Consider the following 18,920-nt stretch of genomic DNA (forward strand, 5'->3'; position numbering starts at 1 on the left):
ACCCACAGCGTCACCGATGTCCTGATGCAGACTCGTCACCCATGTCCTGAGACATGGCAGTCCTGAATCTCGGGCATGACGCTCCTTCGTGGGATGAGATCGATCGTTCTGGTCGGCGACCCTGGTCTGACGGCCGCGGAGCCGACGCGCAGGCCGGACCGGAACGGCGTGTCGAGGGAACGACGTGAAGCACGCTGTCGGACGAATCGCTGTGCTCTGACATCACCGTCAAGGAGCTCGTTTCGCACACCGGCGCGGGTACACTCGGTGCAGAACGACGACGAGACGGATGAGGTGGGCATGCGAGTTGGCGAGGCTGTCGAGATCGCGGCGGGCGGCGAGGAAACCGACCGTCTCGGTCTGCGAGCGCTCCGGACCCGGGACTCGATCCTGCGGGCGAGCAGGGCCCTGTTTCTCGAGCGTGGCTACGCCGGCACCCGGATCGCCAACATCACCGACGCCTGTGGGATCTCGCGGGCGGGCTTCTACACCTACTTCCAGGGCAAGCGGGAGGTGTTCAACCTCCTCGGGGAGGCGGCCCAGCGAGACGGGCTCAAGGCGATCTCGGCGTGGGACGCGCTTCCACACCCCTGCAGCCGGCGGGACATCGCGGACTGGGTCCGGCTGTACTTCGACTTCCTCGACGTGCACGGCCCCATGATCTTCTCCGCGCACACCGCCCCGGACGAAGACGACGTGCGCGAGGCTGCGACCAGGATGGCCCTGCGCGTGTCCTTCGTACTGGGGGTCGGCCTCAGGTCTCGGCAGCGGACGCCCACCCAGCTCCCGGAGGTGCTGGGCCTGGCCGTCAAGGCGATGCTGGACCGGTCCTGGCACCAGATCGCGGTCGAGGACCTCCCGATCGACCGGGAGGACGTCATCGGCACGGCTGCGGCGATCATCCACTCGATGCTCGACGGCTGAGCGCAGGTGCTCCGGGCCGACGTCGGGACGGCACCCCACCGGCGGGTGCCGCCCCGAGGTCGGTCAGTCCGAGCTCGGAGGCGGGGTCACACCGGGTCGTCCGCCGGGGACGGCGACGGGACCGCCCCCGCGGGCACCTCGTCGTAGGAATCGGAGTTGGTCATGGTGAGGGCCACGAGGATGCCGATCAGGGCGACACCGGCGATGAGGAAACCCGGGGCTATCGGGTTGCCCGTCGACGAGGCGACGAACCCGGCGAGGTAGGGGCCGGACCCACCACCGATCGCGGCGCCGAGCCCGAATCCGATGGCGGCACCGCTGTAGCGCACGCGGGCCGGGAACAGCCCGGTGAGGGCCGAGTACACCGGGACCGACGCCGCGCCCGCGAGGCTGCCGATGAGGGCGTAGCAGAGCGCGATCACCGGGAACCGGTCGCCGTTGTGGAGCATCAGGAGAAGGGCTGGGACGGCGAGGACCCCCACCCCCCCGAGCAGGATGACCACGGCGGCCCGCCGCGAGGTGCGGTCGATGAGGTAACCGGCGAAGAGAATCACCGGCGCGGCGATCAGCGTGCCGAAGGCGGCGAGCCCGGCGACCGTGCCGGCGGGGATCTTGACCTGCGTGGCCAGGAACGTCGGCAGGTAGCCTGCGGCCACGTAGCCGATCAGCAGTACCGCGCCCGAGAGCAGGATCAGCTGGAGCAGGGCGACCCGGTGAAGGCGCACCAGCTCGCGGACCGGTGTCCTGGCGACGGCCTTGCGCTCGGCCAGCGCTTGGAACTCGGGGGAGTCCTCCAGCTTGTTGCGCAGCAGCAGGACAAGGATGGTCAGCGGCAGCGACAGCAGCAGGGGCACGCGCCAGCCCCACGAGGCCATGCTGCCGTCGGGCACCAGCCCGGAGACCACCCACACGACGGCGGGCGCCAGGACCGCCCCGAACTGGAAGCCGACCGGGGTGATGGCGCTGATCCGGCCCCGGCGTCCGCGCTGACCGTGTTCGGCGACGTAGGTCGCGGCACCCATCAGCTCCCCGCCCGCCGAGAAACCCTGCAGGAGCCGCACGAGCACCAGCAGGATCGGGGCGAGCAGACCGATCTGTGCGTAGGTCGGGAGGAGACCGAGCGCGAAGGTGGCGCCACCCATCAGCGTCACCGTCACGATCAGGGTGGTGCGGCGGCCCCTCCGGTCGCCCATGCGCCCGAAGTAGACTCCACCGAGCGGTCGGGTCAGGAAGCCGGCGCCGAAGATGAGCAGCGTCGACAGCACCGCGGTGACCGGGTCCGCCGCGGGGAAGAAGTTCGGTGCGATGAACGCGACCAGGAAGCTGTAGACGTAGAAGTCGTAGGCCTCCACGGTGGTGCCCAGCAGACTGGCGATCTTCGCCCGCCGGACGATCGGGGTGGGTGGAGCGGTGTCGGGCTGGCTCATCGTCCCTCACTTCATCGGGTGGACGCGCCTTTCCGCCGCGAGAGGGACTACTCCCTCTGTCGTGCAGCGGTGCGGCGAATGGCAGTCGGGGAGGTTCTGGTGGAATGGATGGTGTCGCGGAGGCGGTCTCGACTCAGCTGGGATAGCGCCGACGACGGTCTGACGATACTGTCAATTCGAGCGCTGCGGAAGCCCTGCCCTCGAGGTCCCCGGTGGCACGCCTCAGCTGGTTCATCGAGGCCTCGGCAGCCCGAGCCCCTGGCGGGCGATGTTGTTGCGGTAGACCTCCGACGTCCCGCCGTACACGTCGGTGGCCGGTGCGAAGGTTCGGGCCCACGCGAGGATCCCGTCCACCGCTCCGCCGGGTTCACCGGGGCCCAGCAGCCCCGCGGGCCCGGCGAGACCGAGCAGGGTGTCCGCGTGTCGTTGGAGGGCCTCCGCGGCCACGACCTTGCCGTAGCTGCTCGGCACGCTCCAGCAGACCTCGATGTCCTGGAGCGCGTCGAGGACGGCCAGCCGCACCGAGGGGTCCTCGAGGGGCGGGCTGCCGCCTGCGACCTCCGGGCGGGCGGCCCAGCTCACGAAGCGCTCGACCAGGGCCTCGAGAACCCGGGTCGAGGCCTTCCCCATGTCTCCGTTGAGGTCGTCGACCAGCGACGGTGCGGTGACGCCGTGCTCGGTCGCGAGCGGCTCGGACACGACCCGCCACCCCGCACCGACCTCGCCCAGGCGGTACATGTCCGGCACCGGCACCTCGCGGTAGTAGGTGACGTTCGTGCGGACCCCGCCCATCGCGAAGATCGGTCGCGCCTCGATCCCGGGGGTGTCCATCGGGACCAGGAACAACGTGAGCCCGCCGTGTTTGTCCGCGAGTTCGCCGGTGCGGGCCAGCAGGAACACGTAGTCGGCGCTCTCCGCCCATGTCGTGAACATCTTCGTGCCGTCGATGACCCAGTCGTCGCCGACCCGCACCGCCCGTGTGCGGGCGGCGGCCATATCCGAGCCCGAGTCCGGCTCGGTGAAGCCGAGGCAGAAGGTACTCCGCCCGCTCTCGAGGTCGGGGAGCACCAGCTCCTGCAGGCGGGCCGAGCCGTGGCGACGCAGGGTCGGCAGGATCATCTCGTTGGCATAGGTGGGGAGCCGGAGCTCGTCGAAGAGCAGCTCGATCAACCGGGCCTCGACCGGGCCCAGCCCGGCTCCACCGCGATCCGGAGGGGCCTGCGGGTGGACCCAGCCCCGCTGCGCGAGCGCCTCCATGACTGCACGGGGCGGGCGCTCGTGGTCCAGGGACAGCACCCACGGGTCCGGGGTCCAGCGCTCGGCGAGGACGCCCACCACGTCCTCGGCCAGCTCTCGCTGAGCGGCGGTCGGCTCGATGCGGGCGAAGTTCATCGGGTCCCCCCGGCGCTGTCGGTCCGGTCGAGACGGGTGAGCAGGCGGTCGAGGGCGGGCGCCGCTGCGGCGCGCAGCGTGCGCGGCCCGCCTCCGGGAAAGCTCCAGGCCGCCGCCCGGCGGTGGTACAGGCTGATGTCGGCCTCCAGGGTCAGGCCGAAGCCTCCGTGCACGTGCACAGAACGGGCGCAGACCCGTTGGGCGACGGCGGCGGCGTTGGACAGGGCGAAGGCCGGCAGCTCCGGTCGCTCGGCGGGCTCGTGCTGGACGTACCACGCTGCCCGGTGAACCAGGTTTTCAGCGGTGGCGACGGCCATCGTCGCGTCCACCAGGGTGTGGCTGATCGCCTGGAACCGGGCGATCGGACCGCCGAAGGCCTGCCGCTGGATGGCGTAGTCGCGCGCGTGCGCCACGGCACCGCTCGCGAGCCCTGCCAGCGCGGACGCCGTGGCCACCCGGTACTCGCCGACCGCGGTGGTCCACAACGCGCGGGCACGGTCGCCGGTCGCGAGGACCTCGACCCGCCCGTCGCCGGGGTGCCACCAGGCCAGCGGCGCCGCGCCGTCGTTGGCGGCCTGCTGCGGCGGAGCGGAGCGGCTCCACAGGACGAGGTCGTCACCGACCCACGCGGCGACCCTGCGCGCGACTGCGCCACCGGGCACCAGCTGGGCGCCCGGGCGCTCGTCGGACAACGGGGCGAGGGACACGATCGTGTCGTCGGGCTCTCGGCCCAGGGCGGCCAGCAGCCGGCTCGCGACCATGTGCTCGACGAGAGGCACGGGGGCGAGCGCGCGGCCGATCTCCGCCGCGACCAGTACGATCTCGACGACGCCGCCGCCCTGCCCCCCGGCCTCCTCGGCCAGCCCGATCCCGACGATCCCGGCCTCCGCGGCCCGGCGCCAGAGCTCAGGGTCGAAGCCGCCCGGTTCCGCGGCGCGCACCGTCTCGGCCGGGCAGGCCCTCCCGAGGAACCGCCGGACGGTGTCGCGGAGGTCCTCCTGCTCGGTGTGCAGAGAGTAGTCGTTCCACCGAAGGCGAGCGAGAGCCCGGTCGACCGCGGTCTGGACGGACGAGCCTTCCGCTCCCGTGCCGTCCGCGACGACGACGTCGACCGTGCTCATCGGACACCTCCGGCGACCGGGGCGGCCTCGCGGACGAGGGCCAGCTGCGTGAAGGACGCGACGTGCGCGCCGTCGCGGGCGAACACCTCGCCGTGACCGTGCACCCGTCCCGAACCGGCGTGCGTGGACCGCTGCCACACGAGCAGCCAGTCGTCCGCGCGCGGGTCGGAGTGGAAGGTCAGAGTGTGGGACAGCACCGCGGTCTGCAGGGTCCGATGCGCCTGTCCGAGGCCGACGCCCTCGTGCGGTCGCATGGCCGTCCCCACCACGAACGGGTCCGTGTGCCAGGCGGTCGCGGACAGGTGCACCCTCGGGTCGTCAGGCAGCGCGGGCCAGCGGACCCACACCCCCAGCTCCGGCTCCCCGTCGGCTGCGGTCCCCGCCGGGTCGTAGGCGGGGTCGGCGAACCGGATCGTGCTGCCGTCGGCCGCCCGGCCCGCGTCGGGAAGCCCCTCCGGGCCCGGGACGGGGGGAAGCGGGACCTGATGTCGCACCACGTCCCGGTCGCCGGCATCGAGGAGGACGAGCGACCGGCACAGCACGCGGTCGCCCTGCGTTCCGGTGACCGTCACCGACGCGACGGTGCGCCCCGCGCGCACCGGCTCGACCTCCAGGTCGACCGGCTCGCCGGCGACCCCGGCGCGGGCGAACACCGTGTGGAGCTGACGGACGGGAGCGAGGGGGTGGTGGGCCGCGGCGGCCGCGATGGACTGCGCCATCAGCTGCCCGCCGTAGGCGATCGGGCGGTCGAGGACAGCGGTCTGCCCCACGTACCGCCCCGGGCCGGCGGGTGTGACGGACAGCAGTCCGCGCGGGTCGGGCAGACCGTCGTCGCGATGCGCGGTCTCGGCGGCCAGGCTCGGGATCGTCATGGAACTCCTCGCGACGGTGCTGGCGTCTCGCCCACTCGTGCCGAGCGGCGATGCATGACGTCCGGTGTACCGGGCGGTTGACGAAAATGTCAAGAAACCGCCCGGTGTCGGTGCCGGTGCCGTGTCCACCCGGCGTCGGCCGAGGAAGGACTGCCGGGGCGGCGGACCCGAGCACGGACCGGATCCGGCGTACTGGAGCGGTGCGCGTCCGCCGACCAGGCCCGACACACGCCCAGACGGGTCGTGACGGCTCCCGGTGAGCGGGACGGATGCCACGGAGAGCCCTCGCCGGCTCGCTAGCGTGACCGAACGTCGGTCCGGTGCCGGTCCTGTGAGGGAGAGCGATGAGTGGAACGACCCACCGTTCGCTGCCCGTGGCGGAGGAGGTGGGGCGGGACCCTGAGGGGAGGCGACGCGGCCGGGAACGCCGTCCGTGGACCCCTTCGCCGCGCTCGGGGTCGACATCGCCGACTCGGTCGCGGGGCCGGGCGCGCGACCGACCAGCGGGCTCGTCAGCCTGCGGGATCGGGTTCGTCGTCCTTGCTCGCCCGGTGCAGCGGCGGGGCGTCGCGCCAGTCGTCGAGCCCGTACTCGACGGTGCCCGCCACGACCTTCCCTCCGGAGACCTCGCTCCAGTGGGCGTGGTTGAGCTCGTGGAGCGCGAAGCAGCTCCGCAGGGCCGGGGTGAAACCCATCGCCTCCTGGGTCGTGTTCACCGACTCCTTGATGAGCAGCGCGGCCATCGTGGGGATGCGGGCGACGCGGCGGGCGAAGGCGAGGGTGCGCTCGTCCAGGTCGTCGCGGGGGTAGACCTTGCTGACCATGCCGAGCGCGTGCGCGTCGTTCGCGTCCAGGGCGTCACCGGTGAGCAGCAGCTCCTTGGCCTTGCGCGGGCCGAACTCCCATGGGTGGCCGAAGTACTCGACCCCACACATCCCCAGCCGGGTCCCCACCACGTCGGCGAACAGCGCGTCGTCCGCCGCGACGATGAGGTCGCAGCACCAGGCGAGCATCAGGCCCGCCGAGAGGATCTTGCCGTGCACCTGGGCGATGGTGATCTTGCGCAGGTCGCGCCAGCGGCGGGTGTTGTCGAAGAAGTAGTGCCACTCCTGGCGGGTCCGGCCCTCCGCGCCGCCGTGGGTGCCGCCGTCACAGTCGTAGGTCGGATGGTGGCCGGGTCCCGGGGTCCACTCCGCGACCGCGTCGGCCGAGCCGAGGTCGTGTCCGGCGGAGAACGACCGTCCCGCGCCTCGCAGGATCACCACCCGGACCGCGTCGTCGCGCTCGGCGCGGCGGAACGCGTCGTCGAGCGCGACGAGGAGGCCCCGGTTCTGGGCGTTGTGCGTCTGCGGGCGGTTGAGAGTGATCCGAGCGATCCGACCCGAGTCGAGGGTCTCGTAGTCGACGTAGGTCGGTGCTCCGACGACGGTGTCCATGCGCGTTCGCTCCCGGGGTGTGACTTGTCATCATCGTCAAGTTTAGCGGTAGAGGGATCCATCGGCCGCGGATGAGGTCGCCCGACGATAGCAAGCAATCGCTTGACACGCCACGTGTGCGGCCATAGCGTCGGGCGGCGAGCACGGTGGTTCTCATCTGACACAAGTGACATATCGGGGCCGATGCGCGACGACTTCACCGTCGCCCGTCCCGTGGAGCATCGACAGCGAGGTTGATCAGTGAGAGCTGCAGTGTTCGACGGCTCGACGACGCAGGTCGTCGACGACGTGAGCATCCGTGAACCCGGCCCGGGAGAGGTCCTCGTCCGGGTTCACGCCACAGGTGTCTGCCAGAGTGACCTCTCGGTCATGGCGGGCAAGATCCAGGTACCGCTCCCGGTCGTGCTCGGGCACGAGGCCGCAGGACGGGTGGAGGCGACCGGTCCCGGCGTCGACGGCGGCCGGGTCGGTGAGCACGTCGTGTTGACGACACTCGCCCACTGCGGGACCTGTCCGGAGTGTGCGCGGGGCCGTCCCACGATGTGCGCCGCGACCTGGGGGAGGAGCGACACCCCGCTGCAGCGGGGTGGCCGCCCGGTGCACAAGTTCGCCGCCCTCTCGACGTTCGCCGACCAGGTCGTGGTCAGCGCCGCGCAGGCCGTGCCGATCCCGCCCGAGGTGCCGTTCGCCTCGGCGGCGCTCATCGGCTGCTGCGTGCTCACCGGGGCGGGTGCGGTCCTGAACCGGGCCCGCGTGCGCCCCGGTGACACGGTGGCCGTCATCGGGGCGGGCGGAGTGGGGCTCAACGTGCTCCAGACCGCCCGAATCGCCGGGGCGTCCCGGATCATCGCGATCGACACCAACCCGGCCAAGGCGACGCAGGCGCGTCGGTTCGGGGCGACCGACACCCTGGTCGGACCGGAGGCGGCCGACGCGGTGACGGGGGTGCGGGACCTGACCGGTCGCGGGGTCGACCACGTCTTCGAGTGCGTGGGCCTGCCCGAGCTGATCCGCGCTGGAGCGGACATGCTCGCTCCGCACGGACAGCTGGTGCTGCTGGGGGTCGGGTCGGCGACGACCGAGTTCACCCTTCCGCTGTCCCTGATGTACCTGGACAAGGCGGTCCTGGGTTGTCGCTATGGCTCGGCGCAACCCGCGGCCGACGTGCAGCGCTACGTCGAGTTCTACCGGTCGGGCCTGCTGTTGCTCGACGAGCTGGTGACCCGGACGTACCCGATCGGGGCTTTCGACTCCGCCGTCGAGGACGCCCGGGCCGGACGGCTCGACCGCGGAGTGCTCGTCCTGGTCCCGTGACGCCACCCCGGCAGAGCTGCCGAGTGCCCTTCGAGAAGTGGAGTTCCGATGTCTGACACCGCGCGTCCACCAGAGGCCGCCGCCCCGGGGTCCGACGAGGAGGTCGCCGACTACACCGCCCGATGGCGGCGCGACGGTCGTCGCTACGTCGTTCTCGGGGGCGGGCTCGGGATGGGCAGACAGACCTGCCACGCGCTGTCACAGCTCGGCGCCGAGGTCCACGTCGTCGACTCCGACCCCGACCGCGCCCGCCGGGTCGCGGGCGAGCTCGACGGCAAGGCCACCGCGCACGCCGCGGACATGACCCGACCCGAGGAGGTCGAGGCGCTGGCCGAGGCCGTCGGTGACATCGACGGCGTCGCCGATGTCATCGGGCTGGCCCGGTACGAGACCCTGCTGGAGACCGGCGACGACACCTGGGCGTTCGAGGAGGCCATCGTGCTGCGGCACGCGGCGCTGGCGATCCGCTCGTTCGGCCGCAGGCTCGCCGAGCGCGGGCGCGGGTCGATGGTGTTCGTGACCTCGGTCTCCGGGATGACCAGCGCGCCTTCCCACGGTGCCTACGGCGTCTACAAGGCCGGTCTGCAGTCGCTCGCGCGCACCGCCGCGAACGAGCTGGGGCCGTCCGGGGTGCGGGTCAACACGGTCGCCCCCGGCTTCGTCCTCACCCCGCGGATCTCGGCCATGCTCGACGAGGGCGGGGTGGTCCGCTCGCGCGACGTGTCCCCCCTGCGTCGGGTCACGATGCCCAGCGACATCGCCTCGGCGATCGTGTTCCTGCTCGGCGACCTCGCGTCCGGCATCACCGGGCACAACCTGGTGGTCGACGCGGGTGCGACCACCGTCTTCCCCTATCACACGTCGTCCCAGGAGGTCTGAGTGTCGGAACAGATCCGGAAGCAGATCCAGGAGCAGGGGCCGGGTCGGCGGGAGCAGCCGCCGGGCGTCGAGTTCGTGCGTTGTGCGGTGGAGGGGGCGGACCCGGTCGCGCTGCGTACGGCGCTCTACCAGGCGACGGGCGACCGCACACTGCTCGACATGGTCGTCGAGGAGGTGCCGGGGAGCCCCGCGCGGATGGTGCGGCTGCGCGCGGAGCACCGGCTGGAGCTTGTCGAGCGGGCCGTGCGGTTCCTGCTGCACCCGCCCCCCGTCGACGTCGACGCCGTTCCCGACGACGCGGCGCTGCGCGAGCTGCTCGAGCTCACTTTGGCCATGTCGTTGGACGACGAGACCTTCGAGCTGACCCGGCCCACGGCCGGGTTCGCCGACCACCCGCGAGACGTCCGGTGGACCGCGGGCCGACCCGAGCTCCCCCCGGGCTTCGAGGTCGCCATCGTGGGCGCCGGGATCAGCGGCGTGGCGATGGGCGTCCAGCTGGCCCGGCTGGGGATCCCGTTCACCGTCTTCGAGCGTCGGGACGAGGTGGGCGGCGTCTGGAGCACCAACACCTACCCGGACGCTCGGGTGGACACCTCCGGTGCCACCTACGAGTACCGGTTCGTGAAGAAGCACCCGTGGACCGAGCACTTCCCCCGCCAGCCCGAGGTCCGCGCGTACGTGGAGAAGGCCGCGCGGGAACACGGTGTCCTCGATCGCGTGCGGCTGGGACACGACGTCGTGGCGGGGGAGTTCGACCAGGCGGGCGGCGGCTGGGTGCTCACCGTCCGGGATCGGGACGGCCGCATCTCCACGCACCGCTGCGCGGTCGTGGTGACCGCCTCGGGAGTGTTCGCCACCCCGAAGGAGCTTCAGCTCCACGGGATCGAGCGGTTCGAGGGCGAGGTCCTGCACACCACGGAGTGGAGCTCCGCCCACACGGCGCGGGGTAAGCGGGTCGCGGTCGTCGGCAACGGCTCCACCGGCGTGCAGCTGCTGGGCCGGATCGCGCAGGAGGCCGAGCACGTCGAGGCGTTCGTCCGCACCCCACAGTGGATCTCGCCGCGTCCGCGCTACGGCGAGCTGTTCTCGGAGGAGGAGACCTGGCTCTTCGAGCACATGCCGTTCTACTGGAACTGGACGCGCGTCACCCCGCTCGTGCCCTACCTCGGTGGCGAGCAGCTGTTGGTTCCGGATCCGGAGTGGCAGCGCAACGGTGGCCAGTTCAGCGAGGCGAACGACGCGATGCGGGCAGCTCTTACCGCGTACATCCGCGCGCAGACCGGCGACCGGCCCGATCTCGTCGAGCGCCTGGTGCCGGACTACGCGCCGATGGCTCGGCGGATGATCGTGGACAACAACTGGTACTCCACTCTCACCCTGGACCACGTGGACCTGGTCACCGACCCGATCGAGCGGGTCGAGCCGGACGGGATCGTCACGGCCGACGGCCGCCGCCATCCTCTCGACATGATCCTGGGGGCCGTCGGGTTCGAGGTCACGAAGTACCTGTGGCCCACCGAGTACGTGGGACGTGACGGGATCAGGCTGGCGGACGTCTGGGGGATGGAGACGGGGGGCCCCCGGGCCTATGCAGGAGTCTCGGTGCCCGGTTTCCCCAACATGTTCATGCTCTACGGCCCGAACTCGCAGCCGACCTCCGGCGGCCTGGGCCTGCACGGGTGGATCGAGATCTGGTGCGCTCACGTCGCCCAGGCGCTGGTGGCGATGCTCGAGGGTGGGCACCGCACCGTGGAGGTGACCCAGGAGGCCTTCGACGACTACAACCGGCGGATCGACGACGTCGCGGCGGGCATGATCTGGTCGGACCCCGGGTCGAACAAGGTGAACTACTACGTCAACGAGACGGGCCGGCTGCAGCAGCTGAACCCCCTTCCGGGCGTCGAATACTTCTCCTACCTCAAGGAGATCCGCGACACCGACTACCGGCTGGGCTGAGCGCGGTGTCGACGCCCGACGGCCCCCGCGGCGAGGTGGTGGTCCCCGCCGAGCGGGCAGGGGTCCCACCCGGGGCCGATCTTCTCGCCTGCCGGTCGGCCGCGGCCGACCGGCGCGAGGTGTCGGCCCTCGGCCCGGAGGCCCGGGACAGTGTGATCGGCGGTGTGCCCTGCCGCGTCGTGGGTTCGCCGGGTCGTGGGGTGGTGGTGCTGTACCTGCACGGCGGCGGGTACCGGTTGGGCACCGCGGCGGCCTACACCGGACACGCCGCCGCGCTCAGCCGGGCAGGCGGCTGCGAGGTCGTGGTCGTGGACTACCGGCTGGCACCCGAACACCCCTTCCCGGCCGCGCTGCGCGACGCCCTCGCCGTCCTGGACGCGTTGCGGGCGACAGACCCGCGGCGGCCGGTCGTAGCGGCTGGGGACTCGGCGGGCGGGGGTCTCGCCGTCGCGGTCGCCGCGGCGGCGGCCCCGCCGGGGGCGCCGGACGCGCTGGCCCTGTTGTCACCGTGGCTCGACCTGAGCTGCACCGCGGAGACCTTCGCCACTGCCGCCGACACCCTCTTCGACCGCGCGGCGGCGAGCTCGGCCGCCGCCGCCTACCTGCAGGGGCACGACGCACGCGATCCGCTCGTGTCGCCCCTGTTCGTGCACGCGGCGCGGCTGCCGCCCGTGCTCGTCCAGGTCGGGACGGAGGACACCCTGCTGGCCGACGCGACCGCCGCGGTGTCGACCTGGGCGCGCGCGGGCGTGGGCGTCACGCTCGAGGTCGTGGCGGGATGCGGGCACGTGTGGCCCGTCGTGGACCCCCACCGTCCCGAGTCGACCGCCGCGATGTCGTCGGCCGGCCGATTCGTCGCGGGCACGCGGCGGCGCCCCGCCGACAACGCTGTGCACGCGGAGGGTTCGAGCCGAGATGACCGTGGACATGGGGCGGACCGACGCGCTCGTTGACGCGCGGCGAACGACCGGTTTACCGTTTCGACGAAACTGTCAAGTGGCAATGGGCGAGGAGGCCTTGTGTCCGGAGTCGGCACAGCTCGGTTCGTCGACGAGCTCGATCACGCACTGCGTTCCTACGGGAGCGCCCCCTTCATCGAGTTCGGCGGCGACTGGATCAGCGGGGACGATCTCCTCGCGCGGGTGGACCGGGTCGGTGACCTGCTCGACTCAGGCGGAGTCCCCTTCGCGGCACCGGTCGGCATCGTCGCGCGGAACCGGCCGGTCTTCGCCGCGGCCATCCTGGGGTTCGTCGTGGCGGGCCGGTCCTTCACCAACCTCTACTCGCTGAACCCGCCCGCACTCCTCGCGCGCGACGTCGAGGAGCTCGGTCTGGCCGCCGTCGTCGCGGCGCCGGAGGACTGGAGCCCCGAGCTGCGCGCGGCGGTCGCCGCGGCGGGCGCGATGGGCATCAGCGCGACTGAGGCGCACATCGGCGTCGTCGACGGGCTGGAGGCGTGCGGTCCGGGCCCCTTCGGCGAGAGCCCCGCCGTGCCCTCGGTCGGCGTGCTGACCAGCGGGACGAGTGGGCCGCCGAAGCGGATCCAGATCGCGATGTCACGCCTGGAGCACGCCGCGGCGAGCGCCAACTCGGCCCACGCCACGGACTCGGTCCCGATCGACCTGTGTTCCTGGCCGCTCGGCGGGATCGGCGGCGTGTGTCAGGTCCTTGGGAGCTCGTACGCGCGCAGGCGGATGGTGCTGTTGGAGCGCTTCAGCGTGCCGGAGTGGGTGGACGCGGTCCGCAGGCACAGGCTGTCCCGGGTCGGCGTGGTGCCCACCACGATCCGGATGGTGCTCGACGCGGGTGTGCCGAAGGAGGATCTCGCCTCACTCACCGCGGTGCTGGGCGGGGCGGCGCCGCTGGAGCCGGAGCTGCGCGAGCTGTTCGAGCGCACGTACGGCATCCCCGTGCTGTGGGGGTACGGCGCGACCGAGTTCGTGGGCACGGTGATCGCCTGGACACCGGAGCTCTACGCCACTCACGGCCGCGACCACCGCGAGTCAGTGGGCCGCGCCGTGCCCGGGGTCGAGGTGCGGGTGGTCGAGCCCGAGACCGGCCGTGTGCTCGATGCGGGCGAGACCGGGTTGCTCGAGGGCCGGGTGGAGCGCTACAGCCCGGACTGGGTCAGAACGACGGACCTCGCCTCGATCGACGCGAGCGGGTTCGTGACGATCCACGGACGAAGTGACGGCGCTGTCAACCGCGGTGGCTTCAAGGTGCTGCCAGAGCGGGTGCAACGGGTGCTGACCGAGCATCCCGCCGTCCTCGATTCAGCTGTCGTCGGCGTGTCCGACCACCGCCTGGGTCAGGTCCCGGTCGCCGCGATCGAGCTCGCGGCGGGAGCTGAGCCGCCGTCGGAGGAGGCCCTTAAGGACTGGGTGCGGGATCGCCTGCCGGTGCACCACGTGCCGGTTCGGGTGCTGACGGTGGACCGGCTGCCGCGCAACGCCGCGCTCAAGGTGGACCGCCGGGCAGTCATCGCGTTGGCCGAGGATCGAGCCCGGGACCTGGGCCCGGAGCCCGCTACGCCAAGTTGACAAAACTGTCAGATCTACCTACCGTCGCGGAGACGTGACACGAGTAGTGCCGGAGGCCAGCAATGACGCAGTTCACGGATGCTCCGATCTTCGACGCCGATCAGCACATGTACGAGACGCCCGACGCCCTGACCCGGCACCTGCCGGAGCGGTATCGGCATGCGGTGCGCTTCGTCGAGGTGGGGCGGCACACGCGAATCGCCATCAACAACCACATCACCGAGTACATCCCGAACCCGACCTTCGATCGGGTGGCGGCGCCGGGTGCCTGGGAGGACTTCTACTCGGGGAACAACGCCGAGGGGCGCACGCTGCGTGAGCTGGCGGGCAAGGGGATCGACGCGATCCCGGCGTTCCGGCAGCCGGAGCCGCGGCTGGAGATGATGGACCAGCAGAACGTGGACGAGGCGTTCGTCTACCCGACCCTGGCCAACCTCGTCGAGCATTCCGCCGCCGAGGATCCGGAGCTGGTCGTCGCGATCATCCACGCGCTGAACCGGTGGATGTTGGACACATGGGGCTTCACCCACTCCGACCGGCTGTACATGACCCCGGTGATCTCGTGCGCGCTGGTCGACGACGCTCGCCGCGAGCTCGAGTACGTCATCGAGAACGGCGCCCGGGTGGTGCTGATGAAGCCCGCACCGGTGAAGGGGCTGCGGGGCTGGCGGTCCCCGTGCCTGCCGGAGTTCGACCCGTTCTGGGCCGACGTCGAGCAGGCGAACATGCCGGTCGTGCTGCACGGCAGCCAGCCCCCGCTGACGGACTACGTCAACCGGTGGGAGCCTCCCACCACCAACGACTTCACCGCGGACAGCGCGTTCCGGCATGTCGTCCTGGGGCACCGCGAGATCGCGGACATGCTGACCAGCCTGATCTGCCACGGCACCTTCTCCCGCTTCCCGAAGCTGCGGGTGGCCAGCGTGGAGAACGGCAGCGCGTGGATCCGCCCGCTGTTCCACGACCTGCACGACGCCTACGGCAAGATGCCGCGATCGTTCGAGGAAGACCCGATCGAGGTGTTCCGCCGCAACGTGTGGGTGAGCCCGTTCTGGGAGGGTTCGGTCGCGGACGTCGTGGAGACGGTCGGGTGGGACAGGGTCCTGTTCGGGTCGGACTACCCGCACCCCGAGGGGCTCGTCGAGCCGCGCGGGTACTACCGGTACGCGGAGGGCATGGACGAGAAGCGCACGCGGGACTTCATGGGGGACAACGCCCGCCGGTTCCTGGGCGTCCCGGTACGCAACCCCGCCGAGCTCACCCCGGCCTGACCCCGCCGCCGCTCGTCCGCCGGTGGAACCTCCACCGCATCGGCCCCCGGACCCCGCTGGGTCCGGAAGGCCGGAAGGGCTGCCGCGAGCGCTCGGCCCCGGCCGCCTCGGCGGCGCTGAGGCGGCATCGACTCCATCCTGGCGGCGCTGCGCGGATACGCCGAGACCAGCCTGGGCGACGTCGCCACGCGGTTGGGGCTGAGCAAGGGCACCATCCTGGACCACTTCGCCAGCAAGGAGGCCCTTCTCGGCGAGGTGCACGTCGCGTACTTCACGCGCAGGTTCAACGAGGCGGACTTCGTCCACGCCGAACCGGACGATCCGGTCGCACGGCTGGTGGCCATGATCTATGCGCTGCTGGCCGCTCACCGCGACGACCGTGCTGCGAGCCTTGCCTGCCTCCGTGAGCTCGTGCGCTACTCCGACGGAGCTCTCACCGACTACGTCCGCGAGCAGCGTGTCCGCTACACCCGAATCGTCGTCGACATCCTGCGCGACGGCATCGGGTCTGGTCGGTTCCGCTCAGGAGGCCCGAAGATGACCGCATTGCACATCTTCGGCATGTGCAACCACGCCTGGACCTGGTATCGACCCGAGGGCGAGAAGTCTGTCGAGGACATCGCGGGTCAGTTCGATCGTGACATCCTCGTGGGTCTGTTGCCGTCACCCGACGTGGACGTCTCACTCGACAAGGTCGTCGGGCTGGCCGTCGACACCGTCAGCGGGCCCCGAGACGTACTCCGACTCCGGCCGAGCTCCCACAACGGGTCCAGCAGTCGCAGTAGATCCCTGACGGCGGGCACCGTGCGGCCGTCCGACAGTGGTTCCCGACACCACCGGGTCCCCACCCGTTCGGATGTGCCGCCCCGGCCTTGACTGCGCTTTGATCCGGCCACCTCGGTATGGAGGTGGGCGATGAACGGTCCCCGCGAGATCCTTCGAGCGTCGGCAACCCGGTTCGGACGAGGTCCGGCGGAAGATCCCGCAGGTGGCGGGCGATGCAGGCAAACGTAGCGTCGATCGCGGCGGCAACGTACTCGCCCTCGTGGATTCCGGCGTACTGGCACTGGCGGGCCTTACGACCAATGTCCATCGCGAAGGTCTCCAGCAGCTCCCGCCGGCTGGCCCGGCGGGCGTCTGCGCGCTGCTGTGAAGCGGTAGGCACGTGCTTCCCCGTACTCGGTCCGTCCGGTCCGCCGTGGGAGAAGTACGGCACGGAATGCCTGCCGTTGGTGGTCCGCGTGTCGTCGGACTCAGCCACCTCTCTGTCCGGCCACCGGGACTCTGTCCGGCCCACGGCTGTCCCGCTGAGCAGATCCCCACTGTGTCGGGCCGGCGGCACGAACCCGATTTTGATGGCGTCGGCGCCGTGGCGTTCCCGCCGTCCGACGGAACCGTCCACCTCCAGAGCCGCCTGACTCGCAGCCTCGCCGCCACCTTGTCCGAGATCGCCGCCGCGGTGGCCGAGCAGTGCCACCCGGCTGCCGCAGTGTCGTCTGCCAGAGGTGGTGGTGGTGTCGACCAGCCCTGGCAACACGATCTTGCCGGTGGTGTCGAGGATCCGCGCGCCGTCCGCGGGAGGTCCTTGCCCACGGCGAGAATCGTGTCGCCCTCGGTCAGGACGTCGCCGCGCGGGAGCTCGCCGATCTCGGGATCGACGCTGTCGACCGTGCCGCCCCTGACGAGCGTTCGTGGTGTCATCGTTGACCTCCGGTGGGATCGCTCAGCGCCAGGTGCGGGTGTCGGGCGGGACGTCGCCGACGGTGAGCACGGTGCCCGCGGTGACGATCTCGAACGCGTCCGGGATCAGCTCGGCGACCGCCTTCTTGAGCGGGAAACCACTGCAGTGCATGGGCGCGACGAGCTTCGGCTCGAACGCGGCGAGCGCTTTCGCCGTGTTGTCGATGCGGTTGGCACTGATGCCCGGGTGCCCGGTGTGGAATCCACCGAGGACGCTGTGGAGCCGCTCGGTCCCGGTCAGCGTCCGCATGTGCTCGATCGCGCTGACCACGCCACGGTGCCCGCACGGGTCGATGACGATCAGGCCGTGGCCTTCGACGTCGATGCCGAGCACCTGGTGGTCGTTGATGTCGTCGGCTCCCACGTGGCCGTCGGCATGCACGCACAGCCGTCCGGTCGGCGCCTCGAGCTCGAACTCGGCGCTGGTCTTCATCTCGCCGGAGGTGAGCAGCCCCGGCCCGAGCGGCACGGTGTCGCGCGCTTCGATCAGGTGCCCGCCCGACTGCCGGATCCCGTCACGGGTCAGGCCGATGTTGATCATCGGCAGCGTGGTGTGCGGCTTGACGATCATCCGAGGGTCGAACGCGTCCGGGTGCACGACGACCGGCGTGGGGTGGCCGATCGCCTCGAGGACACCGTTGATCCCACCGAAGTGGTCGGGGTGGCCGTGGCTGAGCACCACACCGTCCACGTCGGAGAGATCGACACCAAGGTGCAGCGCGTTGTGCAGCACCACCGGCGCGGTGAGCCCGGCGTCGAAGAGGATCTTCGTGGAGGCGTTTTCGGTGAACGTCTCCACGAGGAAGCACAAGCCGTTCTCGGCGAGCAGTTCGCCGTAGCGGGAGCTGAAGTGCTGGTCCATGTTGTACCGGCGGACGCGGGGCGTCGACGGCAGCAGGATGTCGATGAAGTTCTCGTCGAGGACGGTGATACGGGCGCCGGTACAGCGCGTCATGGGCTGGCCTTTCTGGTCGGTCACGAGCGGGCGTCGGGGACGATGACGACGCGGCCGGGCACCTGGGCGGCCACGGCGGCATAGGCGGCCGGACCGTCGTCGAGGCCGTACCGGTGCGCGACCGGCAGTGGCCGGAACTCCTCACGCTCGAAGTACGGAGTGAGCAGGGCCAAGCGCTCGGTGGACTCGGTGAGGTCGAGTTTGCGGCTGTCGGCGCCCAGCAGCCGGGCCTCTCGGTGGTAGAAGTCCGGCAGGTTCAGCTCCACCATCGGCTTGCCGACGGCGCTGATCACGACCCAGCGGCCGCGCTGGGCAAGCGAGGCGAACGCGGCCGGGGTGGTGATCCCGCCGACGGCGTCGTAGACGACCTCGGCGCCGCGGCCACCGGTGTGCTGCAGCAGGGCGTCGGCGGTCTCGTCGGTGTCCCCGGTGAAGGGCACGAACTCCTCGATGATCTCCGCCGCCGGGGTGCCGTCGGCGGGCGCGACCCGGTCGACGCCGAGCACGCGGGCGCCGCGGGCACGGGCGATCTGGGCGACGGCGCCGCCCACCCCACCGGAGATGCCGAACACCACGACGGTTTCGCCCCGCTCCAGCTGGGCGATCTCGACGGCGCCGAGCCAGCCGATCACGAAGTTGACGCCGACCGCCGAGGCCTCCTCGAAGCTCAGCGGTCGCGGCTTGCGGGCGAGCGCGGTCACCGGAACGTGGAGGTACTCGGCGTGCGAGCCGTCGAGGGTGAACCCGACGTCCCCGCCGGTGCCCCACACTTCGGCACCGCGCCACCGTGCCGGGCCGTCGACGACGATCCCGGCGAAGTCCCGGCCGGGCACCCGCGGCAGCACGGTGCCTTCCATGACGCCGGCGACGTTCTTCAGGTCGGACGGGTTGACCGAGGCGGCTCGCACCGCGACCACGGCACTGTCGTCGCCCGCGCAGGGGTCGGCCACCTCGGCGACCTGAAGGACGTCAGGACCGCCGAACCTGTCGAATCGGAGCGCGCGCACGTGAGTGTCCTTCATGGATGGTGAACCAGGGGTCAGGCGAGGGTGAAGGTCCACTCGACCGTCTGGAACGGCTCGCTCATCACGGT

At 71.4% G+C, this 18,920-nt stretch carries 15 protein-coding genes; 8 read left to right on the top strand and 7 right to left on the bottom strand.

Annotated features, from left to right (window positions below):
- Positions 1-300 precede the first annotated feature (300 nt).
- Positions 301-924, top strand: a complete 624-nt coding sequence (locus tag ABD993_RS32605) for a TetR/AcrR family transcriptional regulator (RefSeq protein WP_345426860.1) — start codon at positions 301-303, stop codon at positions 922-924.
- Positions 925-1,010: 86 nt separating this feature from the next.
- On the opposite strand, the gene ABD993_RS32610 is transcribed toward ABD993_RS32605, so the two are convergent.
- The 5 genes from ABD993_RS32610 to ABD993_RS32630 all read right to left on the bottom strand — a co-directional run bounded on the left by ABD993_RS32610 (position 1,011) and on the right by ABD993_RS32630 (position 7,172).
- Complete coding sequence (locus ABD993_RS32610) at positions 1,011-2,351, bottom strand: MFS transporter (protein ID WP_345426862.1); 1,341 nt, start codon at positions 2,349-2,351, stop codon at positions 1,011-1,013.
- A 231-nt stretch (positions 2,352-2,582) separates the two neighbouring features.
- Positions 2,583-3,743 carry an acyl-CoA dehydrogenase family protein gene (locus ABD993_RS32615; RefSeq protein ID WP_345426864.1) on the bottom strand — a complete coding sequence of 387 codons (1,161 nt, stop codon included), beginning with the start codon at positions 3,741-3,743 and terminating at the stop codon, positions 2,583-2,585.
- Positions 3,740-4,864: an acyl-CoA dehydrogenase family protein gene (locus ABD993_RS32620; protein ID WP_345426866.1), complete on the bottom strand. Its 1,125-nt coding sequence runs from the start codon at positions 4,862-4,864 to the stop codon at positions 3,740-3,742. Before ABD993_RS32620 ends, ABD993_RS32615 begins: the two co-directional genes overlap by 4 nt.
- The gene (locus tag ABD993_RS32625) at positions 4,861-5,736 is read right to left on the bottom strand and encodes an acyl-CoA thioesterase (protein WP_345426868.1); all 876 of its coding nucleotides are present in this window, start codon (positions 5,734-5,736) and stop codon (positions 4,861-4,863) included. The genes ABD993_RS32620 and ABD993_RS32625 overlap by 4 nt, the downstream gene beginning before the upstream one ends.
- Positions 5,737-6,248: 512 nt before the next feature.
- Positions 6,249-7,172, bottom strand: coding sequence for an enoyl-CoA hydratase (locus ABD993_RS32630; RefSeq protein ID WP_345426870.1), 924 nt, complete (start codon positions 7,170-7,172; stop codon positions 6,249-6,251).
- A gap of 240 nt (positions 7,173-7,412) precedes the next feature.
- Here ABD993_RS32630 and ABD993_RS32635 point away from each other — a divergent pair, with 240 nt between their 5' ends.
- The 7 genes from ABD993_RS32635 (at position 7,413) to ABD993_RS32665 (ending at position 16,008) form a co-directional block, all read left to right on the top strand.
- Complete coding sequence (locus ABD993_RS32635) at positions 7,413-8,486, top strand: Zn-dependent alcohol dehydrogenase (protein WP_345426871.1); 1,074 nt, start codon at positions 7,413-7,415, stop codon at positions 8,484-8,486.
- A 48-nt stretch (positions 8,487-8,534) separates the two neighbouring features.
- Positions 8,535-9,365 (top strand): SDR family NAD(P)-dependent oxidoreductase, encoded by an 831-nt coding sequence (locus ABD993_RS32640; RefSeq protein ID WP_345426873.1) that lies wholly within the window; start codon positions 8,535-8,537, stop codon positions 9,363-9,365.
- Positions 9,366-11,321, top strand: coding sequence for a flavin-containing monooxygenase (locus ABD993_RS32645; protein ID WP_345426875.1), 1,956 nt, complete (start codon positions 9,366-9,368; stop codon positions 11,319-11,321).
- A gap of 5 nt (positions 11,322-11,326) precedes the next feature.
- Positions 11,327-12,274, top strand: a complete 948-nt coding sequence (locus tag ABD993_RS32650; RefSeq protein ID WP_345426877.1) for an alpha/beta hydrolase fold domain-containing protein — start codon at positions 11,327-11,329, stop codon at positions 12,272-12,274.
- A 66-nt stretch (positions 12,275-12,340) separates the two neighbouring features.
- A complete protein-coding gene (locus tag ABD993_RS32655) occupies positions 12,341-13,861 on the top strand; it encodes a class I adenylate-forming enzyme family protein (RefSeq protein ID WP_345426879.1) in 1,521 nt (506 codons plus the stop codon).
- Positions 13,862-13,923: 62 nt separating this feature from the next.
- Positions 13,924-15,132 (top strand): amidohydrolase family protein, encoded by a 1,209-nt coding sequence (locus tag ABD993_RS32660; protein WP_345426881.1) that lies wholly within the window; start codon positions 13,924-13,926, stop codon positions 15,130-15,132.
- Between the two features lie 147 nt (positions 15,133-15,279).
- On the top strand, positions 15,280-16,008 hold the full coding sequence (locus ABD993_RS32665) for a TetR/AcrR family transcriptional regulator (protein ID WP_345426887.1): 729 nt from the start codon (positions 15,280-15,282) through the stop codon (positions 16,006-16,008).
- 847 nt (positions 16,009-16,855) lie between these two features.
- On the opposite strand, the gene ABD993_RS32670 is transcribed toward ABD993_RS32665, so the two are convergent.
- Entirely contained in the window at positions 16,856-17,827 is a 972-nt protein-coding gene (locus ABD993_RS32670; protein WP_345426883.1) for an MBL fold metallo-hydrolase, read from the bottom strand.
- A 20-nt stretch (positions 17,828-17,847) separates the two neighbouring features.
- Complete coding sequence (locus ABD993_RS32675; RefSeq protein WP_345426885.1) at positions 17,848-18,834, bottom strand: quinone oxidoreductase family protein; 987 nt, start codon at positions 18,832-18,834, stop codon at positions 17,848-17,850.
- Between the last annotated feature and the right edge of the window lie 86 nt (positions 18,835-18,920).

This window comes from Pseudonocardia xishanensis, assembly GCF_039541715.1.
Classification (GTDB): domain Bacteria; phylum Actinomycetota; class Actinomycetes; order Mycobacteriales; family Pseudonocardiaceae; genus Pseudonocardia; species Pseudonocardia xishanensis.

What these genes read in the sequence shown, in the direction of transcription:
- ABD993_RS32605 (WP_345426860.1), top strand. Translation starts at nt 301, where the DNA reads ATGCGAGTTGGCGAGGCTGTCGAGATCGCGGCGGGCGGCGAGGAAACC.
- ABD993_RS32610 (WP_345426862.1), bottom strand. Translation starts at nt 2,351, where the DNA reads ATGAGCCAGCCCGACACCGCTCCACCCACCCCGATCGTCCGGCGGGCG.
- ABD993_RS32615 (WP_345426864.1), bottom strand. Translation starts at nt 3,743, where the DNA reads ATGAACTTCGCCCGCATCGAGCCGACCGCCGCTCAGCGAGAGCTGGCC.
- ABD993_RS32620 (WP_345426866.1), bottom strand. Translation starts at nt 4,864, where the DNA reads ATGAGCACGGTCGACGTCGTCGTCGCGGACGGCACGGGAGCGGAAGGC.
- ABD993_RS32625 (WP_345426868.1), bottom strand. Translation starts at nt 5,736, where the DNA reads ATGACGATCCCGAGCCTGGCCGCCGAGACCGCGCATCGCGACGACGGT.
- ABD993_RS32630 (WP_345426870.1), bottom strand. Translation starts at nt 7,172, where the DNA reads ATGGACACCGTCGTCGGAGCACCGACCTACGTCGACTACGAGACCCTC.
- ABD993_RS32640 (WP_345426873.1), top strand. Translation starts at nt 8,535, where the DNA reads ATGTCTGACACCGCGCGTCCACCAGAGGCCGCCGCCCCGGGGTCCGAC.
- ABD993_RS32660 (WP_345426881.1), top strand. Translation starts at nt 13,924, where the DNA reads ATGACGCAGTTCACGGATGCTCCGATCTTCGACGCCGATCAGCACATG.
- ABD993_RS32670 (WP_345426883.1), bottom strand. Translation starts at nt 17,827, where the DNA reads ATGACGCGCTGTACCGGCGCCCGTATCACCGTCCTCGACGAGAACTTC.